We start from the raw sequence: 20,724 nt of genomic DNA on the forward strand, positions 1-20,724 counted from the left end.
GTTCGCGGCGACCCAGCGAACGGCACGGCACGAGACGGCCGCGATCCATTAGGCTTGAGCCCTCAGCGGAGCCCGGGAATACGATGAACGACAACGGCAGCAGCACTTCCAGCAAACGCGCCGGCAAGGCAGTGACGGTGACCGACATCGCGCGCGCCATCGGCGTATCGCGGGCGACCGTGTCGCTGGTGCTGCGCGGCAGCCCGCTGGTCAACGTCGATACCCGGGCCAAGGTCGAGGCCGAGCTGCGGCGCCAGCGCTATGTCTACAACCGCGCAGCAGCCAACCTGCGGCGGCGCACGTCCTCCAGCATCGCACTGGTGATCAACGACCTGTCCAATCCATTCTTCGCCGAATTCGCCTCCGGCGTCGACGAGGCGCTGGGTGGGCGTGGCTACGTGACCCTGCTGGGCAGCACCGGCGAATCGCCGGAACGCCAGCAGGCGGTGCTGTCCACGCTGATGGAACACACCCCGGCGGGGCTGATCCTGTCGCCGGCCGAAGGCAGCGATGCCACGCAGCTGCGCCAGGCACTGGGAGCCAATGCCAACGTCCTGCTGTTCAACCGTGAGCTGGACGGGGCCGATTGGGACTTTCTGACGCTGGACAACCAGCATGGGGCCTATCTGGCCACCCGCCACCTGATCGAGCGCGGCCATCGCCATATCGCCTTCTTCGGCGGCCACGCGGCGTCCAGTTCCTGCCACCAGCGCCGTGCCGGCTTCCAGCAGGCGCTGGCTGAGGCTGGACTGTCGCTGCCACCCGGCTGGATGATCGAATCGGCGCCGAACCGGCTGGAGGCGGCTGCACGCACCGACGAACTGTTCGCCGATGGCCATCGGCCGAGCGCAGCGGTCTGCTACAACGACACCGTCGCGCTGGGGCTGATGCTGGGCTTGAACTCGCGCGGCATCCGGCCGGGCGGCGATTTCGCTGTCACCGGCTTCGACGATATTTCCGAGGCTTCGGTGGCGGTGCCACCGTTGACGACGCTGACCGCCGACCCGCGCGAGCGTGGCCGGCAGGCGGCGGCACTGCTGCTGCAGCGCCTGGACGAACCGGATGCGCCGCCACGGCGCACGGTGGCTCCGGTGCAGCTGCGGATCCGCGAAAGCAGTGCCGCCCGGCCGACCTGATTTCACTGCCGTTACTCCTTCCACGCAACAACGATTCCGCGCAACGAGGCGCGTTCCGCATGCCGATCTCAGCAACGCCCCGTCCGTCGGGTTCCCCGGGCAACGCACCGGCCGTCACCAACGGCAAGGCCCTGGCCGTGGTGACCACCATCTTCTTCATGTGGGGCTTCCTGACCTGCCTCAACGACATCCTGATTCCACACCTGAAGGCGGTGTTCGAGCTGAACTACGCGCGGGCGATGCTGGTGCAGTTCACCTTCTTCGGTACGTACTTCCTGATGTCGCTGCCCGCTGGCCGCCTGGTCGCGGCTCTCGGCTACAAGAAGGGCATCGTGGCCGGCCTGCTGATTGCAGGTGTGGGCGCGCTGGGCTTCTGGCCGGCGGCCGAACTGCGGATCTACGGCGCCTTCCTGGGTGCATTGTTCGTGCTCGCCACCGGCATCACCGTGCTGCAGGTGGCGGCCAATCCCTATGTGGCGCTGCTGGGCCCGGAGCAGACCAGCTCCAGCCGGCTGACCCTGGCGCAGGCGTTGAACTCGCTGGGTACGGCGATCGCGCCGATCTTCGGCGGCATGCTGATTCTTTCCAATACGGTCAAGAGCGCCGATGAAATGGCGGCGATGCCGGCCGCCGAACAGCTGGCCTATCGTGCTGCCGAGGCGCAGGCCGTGCAGGGCCCGTATGTGGGCCTCGCGGTGGCGCTGGTGCTGCTGGCGTTGTTCGTGTTCCTGTTCCGCCTGCCGGCGCTGAGCGATGCGACCGAACAGGCCGACCAGGGGCATCACCACAGCTATCTGGATGCGCTGCGCCAGCGTCATCTGCTGCTGGGCGTGCTTGGCATCTTCTTCTATGTCGGTGCGGAAGTGTCGATCGGCAGCTTCCTGGTGAACTACCTGTCGATGCCCGACATCGGCGGATTCAGCGAGCAGGAGGCCACACACTACGTTTCCGCCTACTGGACGATGGCGATGGTCGGCCGCTTTGCCGGCTCGGCGCTGCTGGCCCGCTTCTCGCCGAGCCGCCTGCTGGCGATCTTCGCACTGGTCAACGTCGGACTACTGGCGCTGACCATGGCCAGCGCCGGGAGTGTCGCGCTGTACTCGGTGGTGGCGATCGGCCTGTTCAACTCGATCATGTTCCCCACCATCTTCGCGCTCAGCATCGAGCGCCTGGGGCCGCTGACCAACAAGGGCTCGAGCCTGCTGATCATGGCCATCGTCGGCGGCGCCGTGGTGCCGTACCTGCAGGGCGTGCTGGCCGACCACATCGGGGTGCAGGCCAGCTTCATCCTGCCGCTGCTGTGCTACGTCTACATCATTTTCTACGGACTGGTCGGCGCACGTACGCCGGCCTCCGCAACGCAGGGAGGCTGAGTCCGGAATGGGTGCGATTGTCTGCTTCGGCGAAATTTTGATCGATCTACTGGCGCAGCCGCCGGCCAATGCGGACACGCCGCGCGCGTTCCTGCAATACGCCGGCGGGGCACCGGCCAACGTCGCGGTGGCTGCCGCGCGGCTGGGCGCGAAGACCCAGTTCGTCGGCATGCTGGGCCGCGACATGTTCGGCGACTTCCTGGCCGAAAGCCTGGCCGAGCACGGTGTCGGTACCGACTACATCGTTCGCACCGATGCCGCCAAGACCGCGCTGGCGTTCGTCGCTCTCGATGCAGAGGGAGAGCGCAGCTTCAGCTTCTACCGTCCGCCGGCGGCCGATCTGCTGTTCCGCGACAGTGATTTCCAGGCCGCCTGCTTCGACAGTGCGCAGTGCTTCCACGTCTGCTCCAACAGCCTGACCGAGGCGGCCATCGCGGACGCAACCTTCGCGGGCATGGAGCGCGCGCGCGCTGCCGGGGCTGTGGTCAGTCTCGACCTCAACCTGCGGCCGGCGCTGTGGCCGGCCGATGTCGATCCGTCGCCGCGCCTGTGGCAGGCGCTCGAACGCGCGGACCTGGTCAAGCTGTCGCGCGAAGAACTGGACTACCTGGCGGCGCCCCTGGGCGACGGCGGCGAGGACGCGGTGCTGCAGCGGCTGCTGGCGGCGCAGGCTCACTGGGTGATCGTGACCGATGGTGCGGCCACGCTGCACTGGTACACCCGCCAAGCGCAGGGCACGGTGACCAGCTTCCAGGTCGCCGCTGTCGATACCACCGCAGCCGGTGATGCCTTCGTGGGAGGCGTGCTGGTGGGACTGCTGGAGCGGGGTGGCGCAGGCGCGGGATTCAGTGCGTTCTGCCAGGACCCGCAGGCCATCGACGCCACGCTGCGCTTCGGTGCCGCGGTCGGCGCGCTGGCCGTTACCCGCAAGGGCGCGTTCGCCGCGATGCCCTCGCTCGACGAAGTGCAGCAGCTGCTGCAGGCACAGGACATTACCGCATGAGCACCTCGCCCGACTTCCGTTCGCCCGCGTTCCTGCGCGCGCATATCGCCGACACCCTGGCGTTCTATCATCCGCGCTGCATCGATCCGGCCGGTGGCTTCTTCCATTATTTCCGTGACGACGGCAGCGTCTACGATGCCAGCCATCGCCATCTGGTAAGCAGCACCCGTTTCGTCTTCAACTACGCGATGGCCTATCGCGAGTTCGGCAAGGCCGAGTACCGCGAGGCCGTCGAGCATGGCGTGCGCTATCTGCGTGAGGTGCACCGCAATCCGGCCACCGGTGGCTATGCCTGGACCCTGCGCGATGGCCAGGTCGAGGACGACATGAATCACTGCTATGGCGTGGCGTTCGTCCTGCTGGCCTACAGCTGCGCGTTGAAGGCCGGCATCGAGCAGGCCCGCGCGTGGATGGATGAGACCTGGCAGCTGCTGGAGGCGCGCTTCTGGGAGCCGCAGCACGGTCTGTACCGGGACGAGGCGGACGGCCAGTGGAACTTCACCAGTTACCGTGGACAGAACGCCAACATGCACATGTGCGAGGCCATGCTGGCTGCGTTCGAGGCCAGTGGCGAACAGCGCTATGTGGGACGTGCCCTGCAGCTGGCCGACAACATGACCCGTCGCCAGGCAGCCAAGGCCGGTGGCCTGGTATGGGAGCACTACGATTCCAACTGGGAGATCGACTGGAACTACAACCTGGACGACCCCAAGCATCTGTTCCGTCCCTGGGGTTTCCAGCCGGGCCACCAGACGGAGTGGGCCAAACTGCTGCTGATCCTGGATCGGCACGTGCAGGCCGACTGGCTGGTGCCGACGGCGCGTCATCTGTTCGACGTGGCCGTGGAGCGCAGCTGGGACGAGGCCCGTGGTGGCCTGTACTACGGTTTCGCGCCGGAGTCACGACGGCAGCCGGGCATGGACGGCGCGCCGATCGGCGGCGACAGCTTCGTCTGCGACGACGACAAGTACTTCTGGGTACAGGCCGAAACCCTGGCAACCGCTGCGCTGATGGCTGCGCGCACCGGTGATGACCGCTACTGGCAGTGGTACGACCGCATCTGGGCCTATTCCTGGGAGCACTTCGTCGATCACCGCTACGGCGCCTGGTTCCGCATTCTCGATGCAGACAACCGCAAATACAGCGATGAAAAGAGCCCTGCAGGCAAGGTGGATTACCACACCATGGGTGCCTGCTACGAAGTGCTGAACGTCGTGCGTTGAGCATGACCGGCAGCGCCGGGCCATGCCCGGCGAAGCATGATCGGTAGCGCCGGGCCATGCCCGGCGGAAGCATGATCGGTAGCGCCGGGCCATGCCCGGCGGACACAACAGGAGTCCCGCCCGTGCATCGCCCTTTCCGTGCCGTTTGCCCATTCGCCTCTCTGGCCCTGTTGTGGATTGCCACTCTCGTATTCCCGGCAGCGGCCGCTCCGTTACAGGCAAGCTGGGAGTTCCGCATGCTGCCGGGCGACGCGCAGGGCGCGGCGCATCCCGGCCTGCAGCAATGGCGCAGCGCGCAGGTGCCGGGCAGCATCCACACCGACCTGTTGGCGCATGAACTGATCCGTGATCCTTACGTCGGCGCCGCCGAGGCCGAGCTGCAGTGGATCGGCCTGGCGGCATGGGAATACCGTGCACGCTTTGATGTGGACGCCGCGACCCTGGCCAGGCCGAACGCGGAACTGCGCTTTGACGGTCTGGATACGTACGCGGAAGTCACCCTCAACGGCAGGCCGCTGCTGCGCGCCGACAACGCTCACCGCAGCTGGCGCGTGCGCGTGGACGGCCGCCTGAAGGCGACGGGCAACACGCTGCAGATCGTGTTCCGTTCGCCGATCCGCACGCTGCTGCCCGCTGTCCAGGCGATGCCGAACAGGATTGCTGGCAATTATCCTTCGCCCTATGGTGACGAGCCGAAGGATGCGATGGTCGGTAATTTCGCGCGCAAGCCGGCCTACCATTTCGGCTGGGACTGGGGTCCGCGCTATGTCACCGCCGGGGTCTGGCGTGGCATCGACCTGGAGTCCTGGGGGGAGCGCCGCCTCGGCGATGTGGCCGTACGCACCGAGATGCTGGACGCGCAGCAGGCGAAGCTTGCGGTAGTGCTGCAGGTGGAACAGGACGCTGCCGCGGGTACCGCGGCCGTCGATGTGGAGGTGTTCGATCCGGAGATGCGCAGTGTCGCGCGGGCGCAGCGGCACGTTGCAGTGGCCCCGGGAGCGAATACGGTGGAGCTGCCGGTGGCGCTTGCCCAGCCGCGCCGCTGGTGGCCGGTCGGCTACGGGGCACAGGATCGCTACGTGGTGGCGGTCCGCCTGGACAGCGGCGATAGCGGGTCGCTCGCGCGCGAGCAGCGCATCGGCCTGCGCACGGTCGAACTGCGCCGCGACAAGGACGCTGATGGCGGCCAGGGCTTCGCATTCGTGATCAACGGCGTGCCGGTCTTCGCCAAGGGTGCGAACGTGATTCCCTTCGACGCGTTCCCGGCCCATGTGGATCCCGCGCGCGTGCGCCAGGTGCTGACCGCCGCGCGCGACGCCAACATGAACATGCTGCGCAACTGGGGCGGCGGCTACTACGAAAACGATGTGTTCTTCGATATTGCCGATGAACTGGGCCTGCTGGTCTGGCAGGACTTCATGTTCGGCGGCGGCATGCAGCCCGGCTACGACCCGGCATTCCGCGCCAGCGTGGTTGCCGAAGCGCGCGACAACGTGCGCCGCCTGCGCCATCACCCCAGCATCGTGTTGTGGTGTGGCAACAACGAAGAGGAAACCGCGTGGAAGGACTGGGGCCATGGCCGCGACCTGAAGGCCGCGGATCCGGCCTTTGCAGCAAAGGTCTGGCAGGGCTATGTGGACCTGTTCGGCAATGACCTTCGCGCGGTGGTCCGTGAAGAAGGGCTGGGGGTGCCGTACTGGTCCAGTTCGCCCAGCAACGACCTCGACGAGAAGGCCAACGACTCCACCCGTGGCGACAAGCACTACTGGCAGGTGTGGGGCAATCCGGCGTTGCCGGTGCAGGCCTATCTGCGCGAGACGCCGCGCTTCATGTCCGAGTACGGCCTGCAGGCGTGGCCGGCCGTGGCTACGGTGGACCAGATCGCAACCCGCGCCGAGCAGCGGATCGACAGCCCGGTGATTCGCGCGCACCAGAAATTCATGGCGGGCGAGGGCAACAGCCGTCTGCTGCACTATATCGAGCGGGGTTACGGTACGCCGAAGGATTTCGGGGACTTCGTGTATCTCAGCCAGGTGATGCAGGCCGATGGCATCGCTCTGGCAGCGCTGCACCATCGCGCCTCACGCCCCTACACGATGGGCTCGCTCTACTGGCAGCTCAATGACGTATGGCCGGGTGCGTCCTGGTCGAGTGTGGACTACTTCGGGCGCTGGAAGGCGCTGCACTACCAGGCGCGGCGCTTCTTCGCTCCCGTTGCCGTGGCGGCGCTGCGTGACGAGGGGACGACACGCGTGCGTCTGCTCAACGATGGCGACGCCGGCGAGGCGCGCTGGCGGCTGCGGGTGATGGATGTCGACGGCAAAGTGCTACGTCGTCGCGAGCAGGCGGTGACCCTGGCGGCCGCGGGCGTGACGGCGGTCGGCGATTTCAGTGATGCCGAACTGCTGGCGGGTGCCGATCCGAAGCGCACGATTGCCGTGTTCGAGGTGCTGCAGGGAGGGAAGACGACTGCGCGTCAGGTCGTGGGATTCGTCGAGGCCAAGGATCAGGTGCTGCCCCGCCAGGCGCTCAGGGCCACGCTGGACGTCGAGGGGGACCACTACCGGCTGCGGCTGCAGAGCAGGGCATTCGTGCGCGCGGCATGGGTGGACTTCGGTGCCCTGGAGGTGCAACTGGAGGACAACCTGCTCGATCTGCTGCCGGGCGAGAGCCGCGACATCAACGTGCGCGGCCCGGTGGATCTGGCCACGCTGCGCGAGGCGCTGGAGGTGCGCAGCCTCAACGATCGTTGAGGCTGCGCCGTCGGCGGTACCTGGCCTGGGCCGGTGCCCCCCCGGGTTGGCAGCGACCAGAAAGGGATCGTGTTACAGCTGGATCTGCTGGAAGTTCTCGACCCGCTCGTGACCGTGGGCGGCGTCGCCGACGCGCGGCATCGGGTAGTCGTCCAGACGGTCCAGCAGGCGGGTCTGCAGACCCGCCTCGCGCGCGGCATCAAGCTCTTCCACCACGTCGGACAGGAACAGGATCTCGCCTGCCGGCACGCCGATGGACTGGACGATGCGGCGGTAACTGTCGGCCTCACGCTTGCCGCCGATCTCGGTGTCGAACCAGCCTGACACCAGCGGGCTGAGATCGCCCGCGTCGCTGAAACCGAAAAACAGCTTCTGCGCCGGCACTGAACCGGAGGAGTAGACGTACAGCGGCAGGCCCGAGGCATGCCATCCCTTCAGCACCGGCGCCACTTCCGGATAGAAGTGCGCGGTGTAGTCGCCACGGCGATAGCCGGCGTCCCAGATCAGGCCCTGCAGCGCCTTCAGCGCCGTGTGCTTGCGGTCCTGGTCGATCCAGCCCTGCAGGGTCTCGGCGACCAGGCTGTCCTGGCAGGCGCCGCCGATTTCGCTGGCCACCGTGTCCAGCCAGCGGCGCACGTCCGGTCGCTGGCCATGCTCGGCCACGAAGCCGGGCAGCGCCTGGCGCGCATAGGGGAACAGCACGTTCTTGACGAACGAGATGCTGCTGGTGGTGCCTTCGATGTCGGTCAGGATGACGCGGGGCTGCATGGATCAGGATGCCTGGGTCGGAACGTAACGGGGGAATTTCTGCGCGATGTCGGTGCCGGTGAAGTGGCCGACCCAGCCATCCGGCTCGGTGAAGAAGCGGATGGCCACGAAACTCGGCTCCTCGCCCATGTCGAACCAGTGTGTGGTGCCATCGGGCACGGCGATCAGGTCATCCTTCACGCATTCGATCTCGTAGACCTTGTCACCCACGTGCAGGGTGAACAGCCCCGAGCCGGCAACGAAGAAGCGCACTTCGTCTTCCTTGTGGAAGTGCTCGTCGAGGAACTTCCTGCGCAGCTCGGCGCGGTTGGGATTGTCCGGCGCGATCGACGCCACATCCACGCTCTTGAAGCCGCGTTCGGCGACCAGGCGATCGATGTCGGCGCGGTAAGCGGCGAACACCTCGTCCTGGCTGGCGCCCGGCGCGACCGGTGCGGTGGCCTGCCAGCGCTCGAAGGTCACGCCGATCTTCTGCAGCTCGGCAGCGATGATGGCGCCGTCCTGGCTGTCCAGCAGCGGGGATTCGGGGCGGGTGTCGTCGTAGATGCGCAGTCGGCTCATGGCGGCAGCTTGAACGTCTCGGGGGGAGGACAGGGTAGCAGGGTGGCGGGCGGGCGCAGATTGCGGTTTGGAATCTGCTCAGCCACGCAGCCTGCGCAGTTCCAGTTCGCAGTGCAGCAGGAACTCGAATGCCTCAAGGTGGCGGCGCGCTTCGGCCATGTCGCGGCCCCAGGCGTACAGGCCGTGGCCATCGATCAGGTAGCCCCACAGCGTCTGGCGGTCCAGCAGATCCTCGACCTGGGCCGACAGCACGTTCATGTCCTGGGTGTTGGCGAACACCGGAACGTCGATGGCCATCTCGTGCGTGCTGTTGCCGGCAAAGGCTTTCAGCAGCTCATAGCCTTCCAGGCGGATGTGCCCCTGCGGTGCATACAGGCGCGAGGCGACGGTCTGCACCGGCGAATGCGTGTGCAGGACGCAGCCGACTTCCGGGAAACGCCTGTACAGCTGCGTGTGCAGCAGCGTCTCGGCGGACGGGCGCAGGGGACGGCCGACGGCCTGGCCATCGAAGTCCACGACCATGATGTCGTCCTCGATCAGCCGCCCCTTGTCCTTGCCGGAGACGGTGATTGCCGCATGGCGGTCGTCGAGGCGATGGGAGAAGTTGCTGCTGGTGGCCGGGGTCCAGCCGGCCTGGGCCAGTTCGCGGACGTTGTCGATCAGCAGCTGGGCGAGCTCGCTCAGGCGCGCGGTGTCGTAGGGGAGGGGGGCGGCGTTCATGCGGGCGATTTTACTGGATTCGGCCAACGGCGGAGCCCCTCGTGGCTGTCTCGCCGGGCGGGATTTCTTGCTTTGGCCGGGCGGGTGGGCTGTGCAGAGGACGCCGTAAACCCATCCTTGGGGGCTTGGCCGCGGCATCCCTGCCGCGGACACCCCTGCACAGCCCACCCGCCCGGCCACGGACAGGTTCCGTGCGCGTCAGCCACGGAGTGAAGAAGGAAAAGCGAAAAGCGGGTCGCTTCGCTGCGCTTGCTCGGAGCGGAGCATGGCTCCGCTCTACAGAGGATTCATCGACCTACGAAAATTCATCTCCTGGACGAATTCATCCACGCAAGACGTGGACCAACCAGACGCGCCAGGAGACTGTCGGAGGTGGGGCGGGTTGGGTTCGCGGGGGTGTCCGCGGCATGGATGCCGCGGCCAAGCCTCCAGGGATGGATTCACGGCGTCCCCCGCGAACCCAACCCGTCCCGCCAAACCCTCGGCCCCGCTGTTGCTGTTGCCGTTGCCGTTGCTCCGGCTTCAACGGCGGGTGCAGGGCCGCAGGCCCTGCAATGCAGAACCCCTTACTTCACCCGCAGGCGGCTGTGCCGGAAGCCGTAGCAGAAATAGATCACGAACCCGAAGAACGTCCACACGCCCATCAGCATCCAGTTGTGCATGGTCATCGCCGACAGCAGCGCCAGGCAGCTGAGCACGCCCAGGCTGCAGATCAGCCACGCCATCGGCATGCGGAACGGGCGCGGCAGGTCCGGCTGGGTGCGGCGCAGGATCAGCACGCCCGCACACACCGCCGCGAAGGCGATCAGCGTGCCCATCGAGGTCAGTTCGCCGAGCACATCCAGCGGGAACAGCGCAGCCAGCAGGGCGATGCCGATTCCGGTGATGACCGTATTGATATGCGGAGTGCGGTACTTCGGATGGATCCGGGTGAACACGGGCGGCAGCAGGCCATCGCGACCCATGATCATGAAGATGCGCGGCTGCGCGATCACCATCACCAGTACGACCGAAGAAAGGCCGACCAGTGCCCCGATTTCCACCACCACCCGCAGCCAGCCCAGCTGGGGATGCGCCGCGACGGCGGTGACCACCGGCTCATCGGTGCCGAGCAGGGTGTACGGCACCAGGCCGGTCATGACGGCCGCCATGGCGATGTACAGCACCGTGCAGACCACCAGCGAGAGCATCATGCCGATCGGCATGTCGCGCTGCGGACGGTGTGATTCCTGTGCCGCCACCGAGACCGCCTCGAAACCGATATAGGCGAAGAACACCATGGCAGCGCCGCGCAGCACGCCCTCCATGCCGTACTTGCCGGGCCCCTGGTTCTCCGGAATGAACGGGGTCCAGTTGGCAGGATCGACGTACTTCCAGCCAACCACGATCACCAGCACGATCAGGCCGGTCTTGAGCACCACCATGGCCATGTTCATGGCCGAGGACTTGCTGATGCCCACGTAGCACAGCCAGGTCAGCAGCAGCACCAGGATGGCCGCCGGCAGGTTGGCGATCGCGCCGGTCGGGCGCAGCTGCCCGTCCAGCGGTGCGCTCACCAGTGCGGCCGGCAGGTGGATGTCGAAGTGACTGAGCAGGCTCAGGAAGTAGCCGGTCCAGCTGACCGCCACTGCCGAGGCGGACACGCCGTACTCCAGCACCAGCATCCAGCCGATGAACCAGGCCGAGAGCTCGCCGAAGGTGGCATAGGTATAGGTATAGGCGCTGCCCGAGACCGGCACCATCGAGGCGAACTCGGCGTAGGCCATGGCGCAGAACGCGCAGCAGATGGCGGCCAGCACGAAGGAGAGCATGATGGCCGGGCCGGCATGGTTGGCTGCGGCCTGCCCGGTGATGACGAAGATGCCGCCGCCGATCACTGCGCCGATGCCCAGGGCGGTCAACCCCCAGGGTCCGAGGTGGCGGCGCAGGCTGAGGCCATTGGCGTCTTCATGGGCGGCATGCGGGTGCTTGGTGGCCCAGAGTTGCTTGAACATGTGTGGGGATCTTGTCGATGCGCGCCGGGGGGGCGCGCGGGCGGAAACACTGGCAGGAGCAGACGGGCCGGCGCAGGGCCGGCCCGCAGGTTCAGGCGGACTTGGCCAGCTTGCTGTTGCGCATGCCGTAGCCGAAGTAGATCAGCAGGCCCAGCACGGTCCAGCCGACGAACAGATGCCAGTGCACCACGAAGGCCTGCCAGAACAGGAACAGGCAGGCCGCCGCGCCCAGCGGGCAGATGATCCACACCACCGGCACGCGGAACGGACGATGCAGCTCCGGACGGGTATAGCGCAGAACCAGCACGCCGATGCATACGGTCGCGAACGCCAGCAGGGTACCCATCGAGACCAGTTCGCCCAGCACGTTCAGCGGCATCAGGCCGGCCAGTGCCGCAGCGATCACACCGACCACGATCGTGGCCCAGTACGGGGTGCGGAAGCGGGCATGGACCTTGCCGAAGAACTTCGGCAGCAGGCCGTCGCGGGAGATCGTGTAGGCGATGCGGGTCTGGCCCATCATCATCACCAGCACCACCGAGGACAGGCCGGCGATGGCGCCGATCTCGACTGCGGTCTTCAGCCAGGACAGGCTGGCATAGGGCTCCAGCGCGGTGGCCACGGGCTTGTCGGTGCCCAGCAGGTGATACGGCATCATGCCGGTCAGCACGGCGCAGACGATGATGTAGACGAGGGTGCACACGGCCAGCGACCCGAGCAGGCCGATCGGCATGTTGCGCTGCGGGTCCTTGGTTTCGCCGGCTGCGGTGGAAACCGCGTCGAAGCCGATATAGGCGAAGAACACGATGGTGGCGGCACGGAACACGCCGCTCCAGCCGAACTCGCCGGATACGCCGGTGTTCTCCGGAATGAAGGGCTGCCAGTTGGCCGGATCGATGTGGGCGGCGCCGAAGCCGATGAACAGGCAGATCACGGTGACCTTGATGGCCACGATGATGGCGTTGACGAAGGCCGACTGGGTCACGCCGACATACAGCAGGCCCGAGACCGCAGCGACGATCAGGACCGCCGGCAGGTTGAACAGCTTGCCGGAAGAGATGAACTCGCTCCCGGTCCATGCGATCGGTGCCGCACTGAGTGCGTCAGGGAACGGCATGTGCAGCGTGGTGGTGATGAAACTGATCAGGTAGGCCGACCAGCCCACCGCGACCGAGGCCGAGGCGAACAGGTACTCCAGTACCAGGCACCAGCCGATGAACCAGGCCATGCCCTCGCCGAGCGTGGCGTAGGAGTAGGAGTAGGCGCTGCCCGATACCGGCATCATCGCGGCGAACTCGGCGTAGCACAGGCCGGCGAGTGCGCAGGCGATGCCGGCGAAGACGAACGAGAGCATCACTGCCGGGCCGGCGTGGTTGGCCGCGGCCTGACCGGTCAGTACGAAGATGCCTGCACCGATCACCGCCCCTACGCCAAGCAGGATCAGGTGTTTCGCCGTGAGGGTCCGTTTCAGCGTGGCTTCGCCGTCCAGGCTACCTTCGATGGGTTCGCCGGCATCGACGTGCCCGGCCGGTTGCACCGGCTTGACCCTCAACAGAGCTTTCAGCATGCAGTACTTCCCTAATGATCGGTTTGGGGGCCGTCGATACGTTGCCGGCAGCCCTGAATGGTGAAGGCCGCGCGAACGGCCCGCTGTACCTTAGCCAAAGCTGAAGCCAACGCACAAGCGCAATCGCAACAATGAGCGGCGATAATGAACAGTATTTTTCCGAACCACCCCCATTCATGAGCCACACCGCCGAAACCCTTGCCGCGCTTGATGATCGCCTGCGCAGTCTGCTGCGGGACCATGCGCGCCTCGAGCCCGCCCACGACGCCCTGGCTGCCGAATTCGGCACATTGCTGGACGATCCGGAAGATCCGTTCCGGCGCGAGCGGTTGGCCGGCCACTTCACCGCCAGCTGCTGGCTGGTCAGCGCCGATGGCCAGCGCCTGCTGCTGACCCACCACCGCAAGCTGCAGCGCTGGCTGCAGCTGGGCGGCCACGCCGACGGCGACCGCGACCTGGCCCGGGTGGCGCTGAAGGAGGCAGAGGAGGAGTCGGGGCTGTCCGGGCTGGTGCTGGACGATCCGGCGATCTTCGACCTGGACAAGCATTGGATCCCCGAACGCGGGGACGTGCCGGGGCATTGGCACTACGACGTGCGCTTCGTGATCCGGGCGCTGGGGGGCGAGGACTTCGTGCTCAGCGAGGAATCGCTGGACCTGGCCTGGCGGCCGGTGACCGAAGTCGCGGCCGATCCGGAATCGGACGAATCGATGCAGCGCATGGCGCGCCGGTGGTTGGCGCGCTGACGGGGACGTTCACCTCATGCGCGGGCCGCCGGGCCGTGCCCGGCGAACCTTCAATCAATACAGGATGCGGGTGCGCAACGTGCCCGGAATGGCCGCCAGTTCTTCGCGCACCGCAGTGGCCTGCTCCTCGCTGGCGGTGATGTCGATCACCACGTAACCCACCTTCGGGTCCGTGCGCAGGAACTGGCCGTCGATGTTGACGTTGTGGCGCGAGAAGATCTCGTTGACCTTGGACAGCACGCCCGGCACGTTCTGGTGGATGTGCAGCAGGCGCAGGCTGTCTTCGTGTTCGGGCAGGGTCACTTCCGGGAAGTTGACCGCCGACAGGGTGCTGCCGTTGTCGCTGTAGCGCACCAGCTTGGCGGCGACTTCCACGCCGATGTTGTCCTGCGCTTCCAGCGTGCTGCCGCCGACATGCGGGGTCAGGATCACGTTGTCGTGGCGGGTCAGCGGTGATTCGAAGATGTCGCCGTTGCCCTTCGGCTCCACCGGGAACACATCCAGTGCAGCCCCACCGACATGGCCGCTGGCCAGCGCTGCGTCCAGCGCATCGATGTCGACCACGGTGCCGCGCGCCGCATTGATCAGGTGCGCGCCCTTGCGCATCTTCGCCAGCTCGGTGCTGCCGATCATCCACTGCGTGGCCGGGGTCTCCGGCACGTGCAGGGTAACGATGTCGGCACGTGCCAGCAGGTCGTCCAGGCTGGCCGCGGCACGCGCATTGCCCAGCGCCAGCTTGGTTTCCACGTCGTGGAAGATCACCTGCATGCCCAGCGATTCGGCCAGCACGCCGACCTGGGTGCCGATGTGGCCGTAGCCGATGATGCCCAGCGTCTTGCCCCGTACCTCATGGCTGCCGCTGGCGGACTTCGACCAGCCGCCGCGGTGGCATTCAGCGTTCTTCTGCGGGATGCCACGGGTCAGCATGATCGCCTCGGCGATCACCAGTTCGGCCACGCTGCGGGTGTTGGAATAGGGCGCGTTGAACACCGGGATGCCGGCCAGCTCGGCCGCGTCCAGATCGACCTGGTTGGTGCCGATGCAGAAGCAGCCCACCGCGATCAGGCGCTTGGCCTCGGCCAGCACCTCGGCGCTGAGCTGGGTGCGCGAACGGATGCCGACGATATGCGCCTCGGCGATGCGCGCCTTCAGTTCGTCCTCGGGCAGCGCCTTGGTGTGCGCCTCGATCTGGCTGTAGCCGGCGGCGCTGAATACCTCCACGGCGGTCTGGCTGACCCCCTCCAGCAACAGCACGCGGATATCCTGCTTCGGGAACGAGGTCTTCTTCGGCGACATGGGGCAACACGGCCAGTGGGACAGGGGCTGACCACTATGCCAGATCGGACCGCCCATGGTGCAGTGCGCAATTGGTTGCATCCGTAGCTATCTGTGCGGCACTGCGGGGCTGGACGCTGGCGCGTGCCACTGGCACGCTTGCCCGTTCGTCACGCACCGCGCTGGACCGACATGACCGATTCCCGCATTGCCTCGCTGCTGCAGGCCTGTCCCGGCCTGAAGCTGAAGACCGACCCATCCGACCTGGAGCATTACGGTCGCGACTGGACCCGGCGCTGGACGCCGGCGCCGCTGGCGATCGCGCTGCCGGCCACGGTCGAGGAGGTGCAGGCGGTGATGCGCTGGAGCGCGGCCGAAGCGGTTGCGGTCGTGCCCTCCGGCGGCCGTACCGGGCTGTCCGGCGGCGCGGTAGCCGCCCACGGCGAACTGGTGCTGAGCCTGGAACGGATGAACAAGGCCCTGGCCTACGACGCGGTCGACCGGACCCTGGTGGTACAGGCCGGCATGCCGCTCGAAGCGCTGCACAACGCCGCGCTGGAGCATGGATTGATCTATCCGGTCGACTTCGCCGCGCGCGGATCGTGTTCGATCGGCGGCAACATCGCCACCAATGCCGGCGGCATCCGCGTGATCCGGTACGGCAACACCCGTGAATGGATCGCCGGATTGAAGGTGGTCACTGCCAGCGGCGAACTGCTGGAATTGAACAAGGGCCTGATCAAGAACTCCAGCGGCTACGACTTCCGCCAGCTGCTGATCGGTTCAGAAGGCACGCTGGGCGTGATCGTCGAGGCGACGGTGAAGCTGACCGATCCCCCGCCGGCCAGCAACGTGATGCTGCTGGCGTTGCCCAGCTTCGAGGTGCTGATGCAGGTATTCGCCGCCTTCCGTGCGCGCCTGCAGCTGCAGGCGTTCGAGTTCTTCACCGACCGGGCGCTGGAACACGTGCTGGCACATGGTGCGCAGGCGCCGTTCGACGAAGTGCATCCGTACTATGTCGTGACCGAGTTCGCTGCCAATGATGAGGCACAGGAAGCCGCGGCCATGGCGGCCTTCGAGGACTGCATGGGCAACGGCTGGGTCAGCGACGGTGTGATCAGCGCCAGCGACGCCCAGGCGGCCCAGCTGTGGCGCCTGCGGGAGGGCATCACCGAATCACTGGCGCGCTACAAGCCCTACAAGAATGACGTCTCGGTGCGTATCTCGGCGATGCCGGCATTCCTGGCCGAGACCCAGGCGCTGATCGGCCAAGCTTATCCACACTTCGATGTGGTCTGGTTCGGCCATATCGGCGACGGCAACCTGCACATCAACGTGCTGAAGCCGGACGACACCAGCGACGCCGAGTTCCTTGCCCAGTGCGAGCAGGTGACCAAGCTGCTGGCGCAGGTGCTGGCGCGTTTCGATGGCAGCATTTCGGCCGAACACGGGATCGGCCTGGTCAAGAAGGGTTACCTGGACAGCACGCGCGGGTCGGCGGAAATCGCGTTGATGAAGGCGGTCAAGCGCGCGTTCGATCCCGAAGGGCGGCTGAACCCGGGCAAGCTGTTCGACGCCTGATCTGGGCAAACCCTTCACGCACCCGTTACGCTCCTCCCATTCCTTCAACCGGCCTTCGACCGATGATCCGACCGTTCCTGCTGATTGCCCTGCTGTCCCTGCCGCTGGCCGGCTTCGCTTCCAGCTTCGCCGGCACCTCGGCCGGTTCGGCAACCGGTGCATCGTCCGGCTCGTCGGGCAGCAGCTCGGGTGACGACAAGGTCGTGCGCGCAGCGCGCGATGATGCCGCGGCCTTTGTCGCCAGCGACGGCCAGATCCGTGGCGCGTGCCTGCAGGCCGCGCTGGTCCATCTGCGCGAGCAGGACGCTGCCGCGCAGCAGCAGAGCGATCTGGAACTGGCGCGCGCCCTGCTGGCGCGTTGATCCGGGCCGCATGCCGCCCGCGGTTTCGCTTGCCGTGGCGCCGGCCGATGCACGGCTGAACGTCTTGCGTACGCGGGCAGCAGCAGATGCCGGCCGCGACCCGGCGCTGTCCAAGCGTGCCCTGCATGCAGGATGGGGTATCGCATTGGCGTGGCTGGCGATACCGGTGGCGCATGCGACCGACCGCCTGCAGCTGGACCCCGCAGGCCTGGACCCAACACAACAACGGCTGGCCCGGCAGACCCTGGCCGACGTGCAGTCGCTGCTGCCCGAGGGGCTGCTGCGCGCGTTGCCGCCGCAGGTGCAGGTGCGCTGGAGTGAGGCCCTGCCGGCCGATGTGCACGGTCGGGCCTTTGGCGGACGCGTGTCGCTGCGTCGCGACCTGCTGGATGAGGAGGTGCCCGGCGCCCGCCGCGCGCGACGCAGCGCGCTGGTGCACGAACTGGCCCACGTTGCCGACCGCAACGGTGCAGGCTGGTCGCGCAGCGCGCGCTGGCGCGATCTGTCCGGCTGGCAGCGCAGGCCGTGGCATCTGGGCCGCGGTGACAATGATTTCCGTGACCGCAGCCCGGATCCCTACGAGCTGACGGATGCGGCCGAGTACCTGGCAGTGAATGCCGAGCATTTCGTGCTCGATGGTGCGTTCGCCTGCCGCCGTCCAGCCCTGGCGCAGTGGTACCGGGCGCATTTCGGCACGCCGCCATCGCTGCCACGCCCGCACTGTGAGGCAACCCTCCCATTGCTGCAGGCCGAAGCGGAGGAGGGGGCAGCCTCGTTGCTGCAGCTGGATCCCGCGCGCGTCTATGCGGTGGACTACCTGTTCGCCGAAGGCAGCCGGCAGCCGATGAGCCGCTGGGGCCACAGCATGCTGCGGCTTGTCATCTGCCGGCCGGGCCGGACGCCGGGACCGGCGTGCCGGCTGGATCTCGAACATCACCGCGTGCTGTCCTTCCGCGCGTTCGTGGGCGATGTGCAGATTTCCAACTGGCGTGGCCTGACCGGCGACTATCCTTCGCGCCTGTTCGTGCTGCCGCTGCAACAGGTGGTGGATGAATACACCAAGGTCGAGCTGCGTGGCCTGCAGTCGCTGCCCCTGCGCCTGCAGCGCGAAGAAATCGCCAGCCTGCTGGAACGCACCGCGCAGGTGCATTGGACCTATGACGGACGCTACTACTTCGTCAGCAACAACTGCGCGGTGGAGACTGCGAAACTGCTGCAGGCCGGCGTGCCCCGGCTCGGCCAGGCCGGGCTCGCCCAGCTCACCCCGCGGGGACTGCGGCGTCGGCTGGCACGGCTGCATGTTCTGGACGACCAGGTCCTGGCGGATCGGGCGGGTGCGCAGGCCCAGGGGTATTACTTCGCCTCCGCGCGTGATCATTACCAGCAGCTTTTTTCCGTGGCTGCCACCCAGCTCGCCTTGCCGGCGCGCGACGTGCGCGCATGGCTGAATCTGCCCGCGCGCGAGCGCGGCCCCTGGCTGCTGCAGGGTGATCTGCGCGCAAGTGCTGGCCTGCTGCTGCTGGAACAGGCCGCGCAGCGACGCGCGGAGCTGCGCGCGCGTGACGTGCTGAAGCGTAGTCTGCTGGCGGCGCCGGAGAGCGCTGAGGCACGCAGTCTGCGTGAACTGCTGGACCTGAGCGGGCAGTGGCTGCGTCCTGGGGAGCTGCTGGCGGACGGTGGCTACGGCTTGCCGCTGCCCGAGGAACAGGTACTGCTGGCCGACCGCGTTGCGCTGGCCAGCGCCCAGGCGGTGCCGGCATGGCGGACCCTGCGCATGCAGCTGCGACAGCAGCTGCCGGCGTCGCAGCGGGGGGAACTCGATGACATCGACGCGAACCTGGCGGCGCTGGGTGAGCGTCTGCGACGGCAGGCGACGCCTACTGACGCGGCAGTTCGATGACGAAGCGGCTGCCGCCGCTGCCACCGGGCGCGCAGTAGACCTTTCCGCCATGTGCATCGGCGATGGCCTTGACCACGGCCAGGCCCAGGCCGCTGCCACCACCCTGGCGCGAACGTGAACCGTCGGCGCGCATGAAGGGGCTGAAGATGTCCGCGTGCAGTGCCGGATCGATGCCGGGGCCCTCATCCTCGATGGCAACCTGCACGTGCCCCGGGGTGTCATGCACGGCGATCCGCACCCGGCCCGGGCTGGCGTAGCGGCGTGCGTTCTCCAGCAACGCAAGAAGCGCCTGCCGCAGGCGGGTCGGATCGCAGTGGGCGTTGTGCTCCTCGCGGCTGGTCTCCAGTTCCAGCACGAAGCCGGCCGCGCGGAACTGGGGATCGACCAGGGTCATCACCGAGTGCACCTGGGCCACCACATCGGTGCGGGCGCGGCGCACGTCCAGCCGGGCGTTGTCCGCCAGGCTCAGCACGCGCAGATCCTCGATCAGCCGCGACAGCCCTTCCACCTGCGCCAGCAGGCTGCGGAACTGCGATTCGTCGGGGTGGAACACGCCTTCGGCCAGGCCCTGCAGGCGACCGCGCAGGATGGTGACCGGCGTGCGCAGTTCGTGGGCGATGGCGGCGTGCCACATCATCCGTTCGCTTTCCATGTGCTGCAGGCGGCGCGCCATCGCGTTGAAGTCGTCGACCAGCGCGGCGACCTCGCCGGGAGAGTTGCCGTCGGCGCTGGCGCGTGCGCCCAGGTCGCCGCTGGCCAGCGCGCGCACGCTGTCGACCAGCGAATTCAACGGGGACAGGATACGGTGGGCGAGGCGGAACGATGCGGCGATCGCAAGGGCCAGCCCGGTCAGGATGACACCGACCATCCAGGCCAGTTCGGGACCGGTGGGCAGCCAGCTCTCCGGCTCGACCGTACTGGCCGGCGAAAACTCGACCAGCACCGCATACAGCAGCCAGGACGAGAGGATCATCATCACGATGACGCCGATCACCATCAGCGACATCGAGACGACGATGTGCCGGCTGAGCCCGGACCGGCGCATCAGCGGTCGGCCATCAGGCGGTAACCGACGCCGCGCACGCTGGCCGGGATGTTGACCATGCCCACGTCGTCCAGCTTGCGGCGCAGCTTGCTGACATGGCTGTCGACCGTGCGCTCCAGCGCTTCACTCTCAGGCAGGCATTCATGCATCAGTTCGCTGCGGCTGAAGATGCGGGTCGGTGCCAGGGCCATGCAGTGCAGCAGCTTGAACTCGGTCAGCGTCAGCAGGACTTCATGGCTGTAGCCATCGCCTTCCACATGCACGGCATGGGTTGCCGGATCGATCAGCAGCTGCCCGATGCGCAGTGCCGCCGGTGCATCCACGCGTGAGGATCTGAGCGTCCGCCGCAGCACCGCGCGCACGCGCGCAGCCACCTCGGCCGGGTTGAACGGCTTGACCACGTAGTCGTCGGCGCCCATGCGCAGCGCGGTCAGCTTGTCCAGGTCCTGGTCGAGCGCGGTCAGCATGATCACCGGCGTTTCCCCGCGCTGGCGCAGCTGGCTCAGCACGCTCCATCCGTCCAGCCGCGGCAGTTGTACATCCAGCAGGACCAGGTCCGGACGCATGTTGCGGTGCAGGTCCAGTGCACTGTGGCCGTCGCCGGCGCGCAGGGTGCGCAGGCCCTCACGTTCAAGATAGGCAGTGAGGATGTCGGCGATCTCGGCCTCGTCCTCCACGATCAGGACCAGGGCGGCGAGGGCAGTGGAGGCGTGCATG

At 67.2% G+C, this 20,724-nt stretch carries 17 protein-coding genes; 9 read left to right on the forward strand and 8 right to left on the reverse strand.

Translation table 11 applies throughout. From position 1 onward, the window contains the following. The first annotated feature begins 83 nt into the window (after positions 1-83). The 5 genes from IMX13_RS10615 (at position 84) to IMX13_RS10635 (ending at position 7,488) form a co-directional block, all read left to right on the forward strand. A complete protein-coding gene (locus IMX13_RS10615) occupies positions 84-1,136 on the forward strand; it encodes a LacI family DNA-binding transcriptional regulator (protein WP_053516709.1) in 1,053 nt (350 codons plus the stop codon). 59 nt (positions 1,137-1,195) lie between these two features. Further along, positions 1,196-2,509: an L-fucose:H+ symporter permease gene (fucP, locus tag IMX13_RS10620; protein WP_053516708.1), complete on the forward strand. Its 1,314-nt coding sequence runs from the start codon at positions 1,196-1,198 to the stop codon at positions 2,507-2,509. Positions 2,510-2,516: 7 nt separating this feature from the next. Next, a complete protein-coding gene (locus IMX13_RS10625) occupies positions 2,517-3,512 on the forward strand; it encodes a carbohydrate kinase (RefSeq protein WP_193396327.1) in 996 nt (331 codons plus the stop codon). Beyond that, a complete protein-coding gene (locus tag IMX13_RS10630) occupies positions 3,509-4,735 on the forward strand; it encodes an AGE family epimerase/isomerase (protein WP_193396328.1) in 1,227 nt (408 codons plus the stop codon). The genes IMX13_RS10625 and IMX13_RS10630 overlap by 4 nt, the downstream gene beginning before the upstream one ends. 236 nt (positions 4,736-4,971) lie before the next feature. Continuing rightward, positions 4,972-7,488, forward strand: coding sequence for a glycoside hydrolase family 2 protein (locus IMX13_RS10635; protein WP_227255390.1), 2,517 nt, complete (start codon positions 4,972-4,974; stop codon positions 7,486-7,488). 72 nt (positions 7,489-7,560) lie between these two features. On the opposite strand, the gene mtnC is transcribed toward IMX13_RS10635, so the two are convergent. From mtnC to IMX13_RS10660, 5 genes are all read right to left on the reverse strand, one after another. Next, entirely contained in the window at positions 7,561-8,256 is a 696-nt protein-coding gene (gene mtnC, locus IMX13_RS10640) for an acireductone synthase (protein ID WP_065182688.1), read from the reverse strand. Positions 8,257-8,259: 3 nt separating this feature from the next. Next, positions 8,260-8,817 (reverse strand): acireductone dioxygenase, encoded by a 558-nt coding sequence (locus tag IMX13_RS10645; protein ID WP_053516703.1) that lies wholly within the window; start codon positions 8,815-8,817, stop codon positions 8,260-8,262. A 78-nt stretch (positions 8,818-8,895) separates the two neighbouring features. Next, on the reverse strand, positions 8,896-9,537 hold the full coding sequence (locus IMX13_RS10650) for a methylthioribulose 1-phosphate dehydratase (protein ID WP_053516701.1): 642 nt from the start codon (positions 9,535-9,537) through the stop codon (positions 8,896-8,898). 566 nt (positions 9,538-10,103) lie between these two features. Beyond that, positions 10,104-11,531, reverse strand: a complete 1,428-nt coding sequence (locus IMX13_RS10655; protein ID WP_053519498.1) for an amino acid permease — start codon at positions 11,529-11,531, stop codon at positions 10,104-10,106. Positions 11,532-11,622: 91 nt separating this feature from the next. After that, on the reverse strand, positions 11,623-13,098 hold the full coding sequence (locus IMX13_RS10660) for an amino acid permease (RefSeq protein WP_053519499.1): 1,476 nt from the start codon (positions 13,096-13,098) through the stop codon (positions 11,623-11,625). 131 nt (positions 13,099-13,229) lie between these two features. Here IMX13_RS10660 and IMX13_RS10665 point away from each other — a divergent pair, with 131 nt between their 5' ends. Then, positions 13,230-13,844 (forward strand): NUDIX hydrolase, encoded by a 615-nt coding sequence (locus IMX13_RS10665; protein WP_081279755.1) that lies wholly within the window; start codon positions 13,230-13,232, stop codon positions 13,842-13,844. Positions 13,845-13,898: 54 nt separating this feature from the next. Here the strand turns inward: IMX13_RS10665 and serA are convergent, their stop codons facing one another. Next, positions 13,899-15,140 (reverse strand): phosphoglycerate dehydrogenase, encoded by a 1,242-nt coding sequence (serA, locus tag IMX13_RS10670; protein ID WP_111186471.1) that lies wholly within the window; start codon positions 15,138-15,140, stop codon positions 13,899-13,901. Positions 15,141-15,311: 171 nt separating this feature from the next. Between serA and IMX13_RS10675 the strand changes: the two genes are divergently transcribed. The 3 genes from IMX13_RS10675 (at position 15,312) to IMX13_RS10685 (ending at position 18,962) form a co-directional block, all read left to right on the forward strand. Then, positions 15,312-16,700 (forward strand): FAD-binding oxidoreductase, encoded by a 1,389-nt coding sequence (locus tag IMX13_RS10675; protein ID WP_193396330.1) that lies wholly within the window; start codon positions 15,312-15,314, stop codon positions 16,698-16,700. Positions 16,701-16,762: 62 nt separating this feature from the next. Then, entirely contained in the window at positions 16,763-17,062 is a 300-nt protein-coding gene (locus IMX13_RS10680; RefSeq protein ID WP_193396331.1) for a DUF2388 domain-containing protein, read from the forward strand. Positions 17,063-17,207: 145 nt separating this feature from the next. After that, positions 17,208-18,962, forward strand: coding sequence for a DUF4105 domain-containing protein (locus IMX13_RS10685; RefSeq protein ID WP_227255404.1), 1,755 nt, complete (start codon positions 17,208-17,210; stop codon positions 18,960-18,962). Here IMX13_RS10685 and IMX13_RS10690 read toward each other — a convergent pair. Further along, positions 18,940-20,007 (reverse strand): ATP-binding protein, encoded by a 1,068-nt coding sequence (locus tag IMX13_RS10690; RefSeq protein WP_193396332.1) that lies wholly within the window; start codon positions 20,005-20,007, stop codon positions 18,940-18,942. The two genes, IMX13_RS10685 and IMX13_RS10690, sit on opposite strands and share 23 nt — an antisense overlap. Next, complete coding sequence (locus IMX13_RS10695) at positions 20,007-20,723, reverse strand: response regulator (protein WP_180876004.1); 717 nt, start codon at positions 20,721-20,723, stop codon at positions 20,007-20,009. The genes IMX13_RS10690 and IMX13_RS10695 overlap by 1 nt, the downstream gene beginning before the upstream one ends. Position 20,724: the final 1 nt, after the last annotated feature.

It is taken from the genome of Stenotrophomonas sp. B2, assembly GCF_014947095.1.
GTDB classification, from domain to species: Bacteria; Pseudomonadota; Gammaproteobacteria; order Xanthomonadales; family Xanthomonadaceae; genus Stenotrophomonas; species Stenotrophomonas maltophilia_P.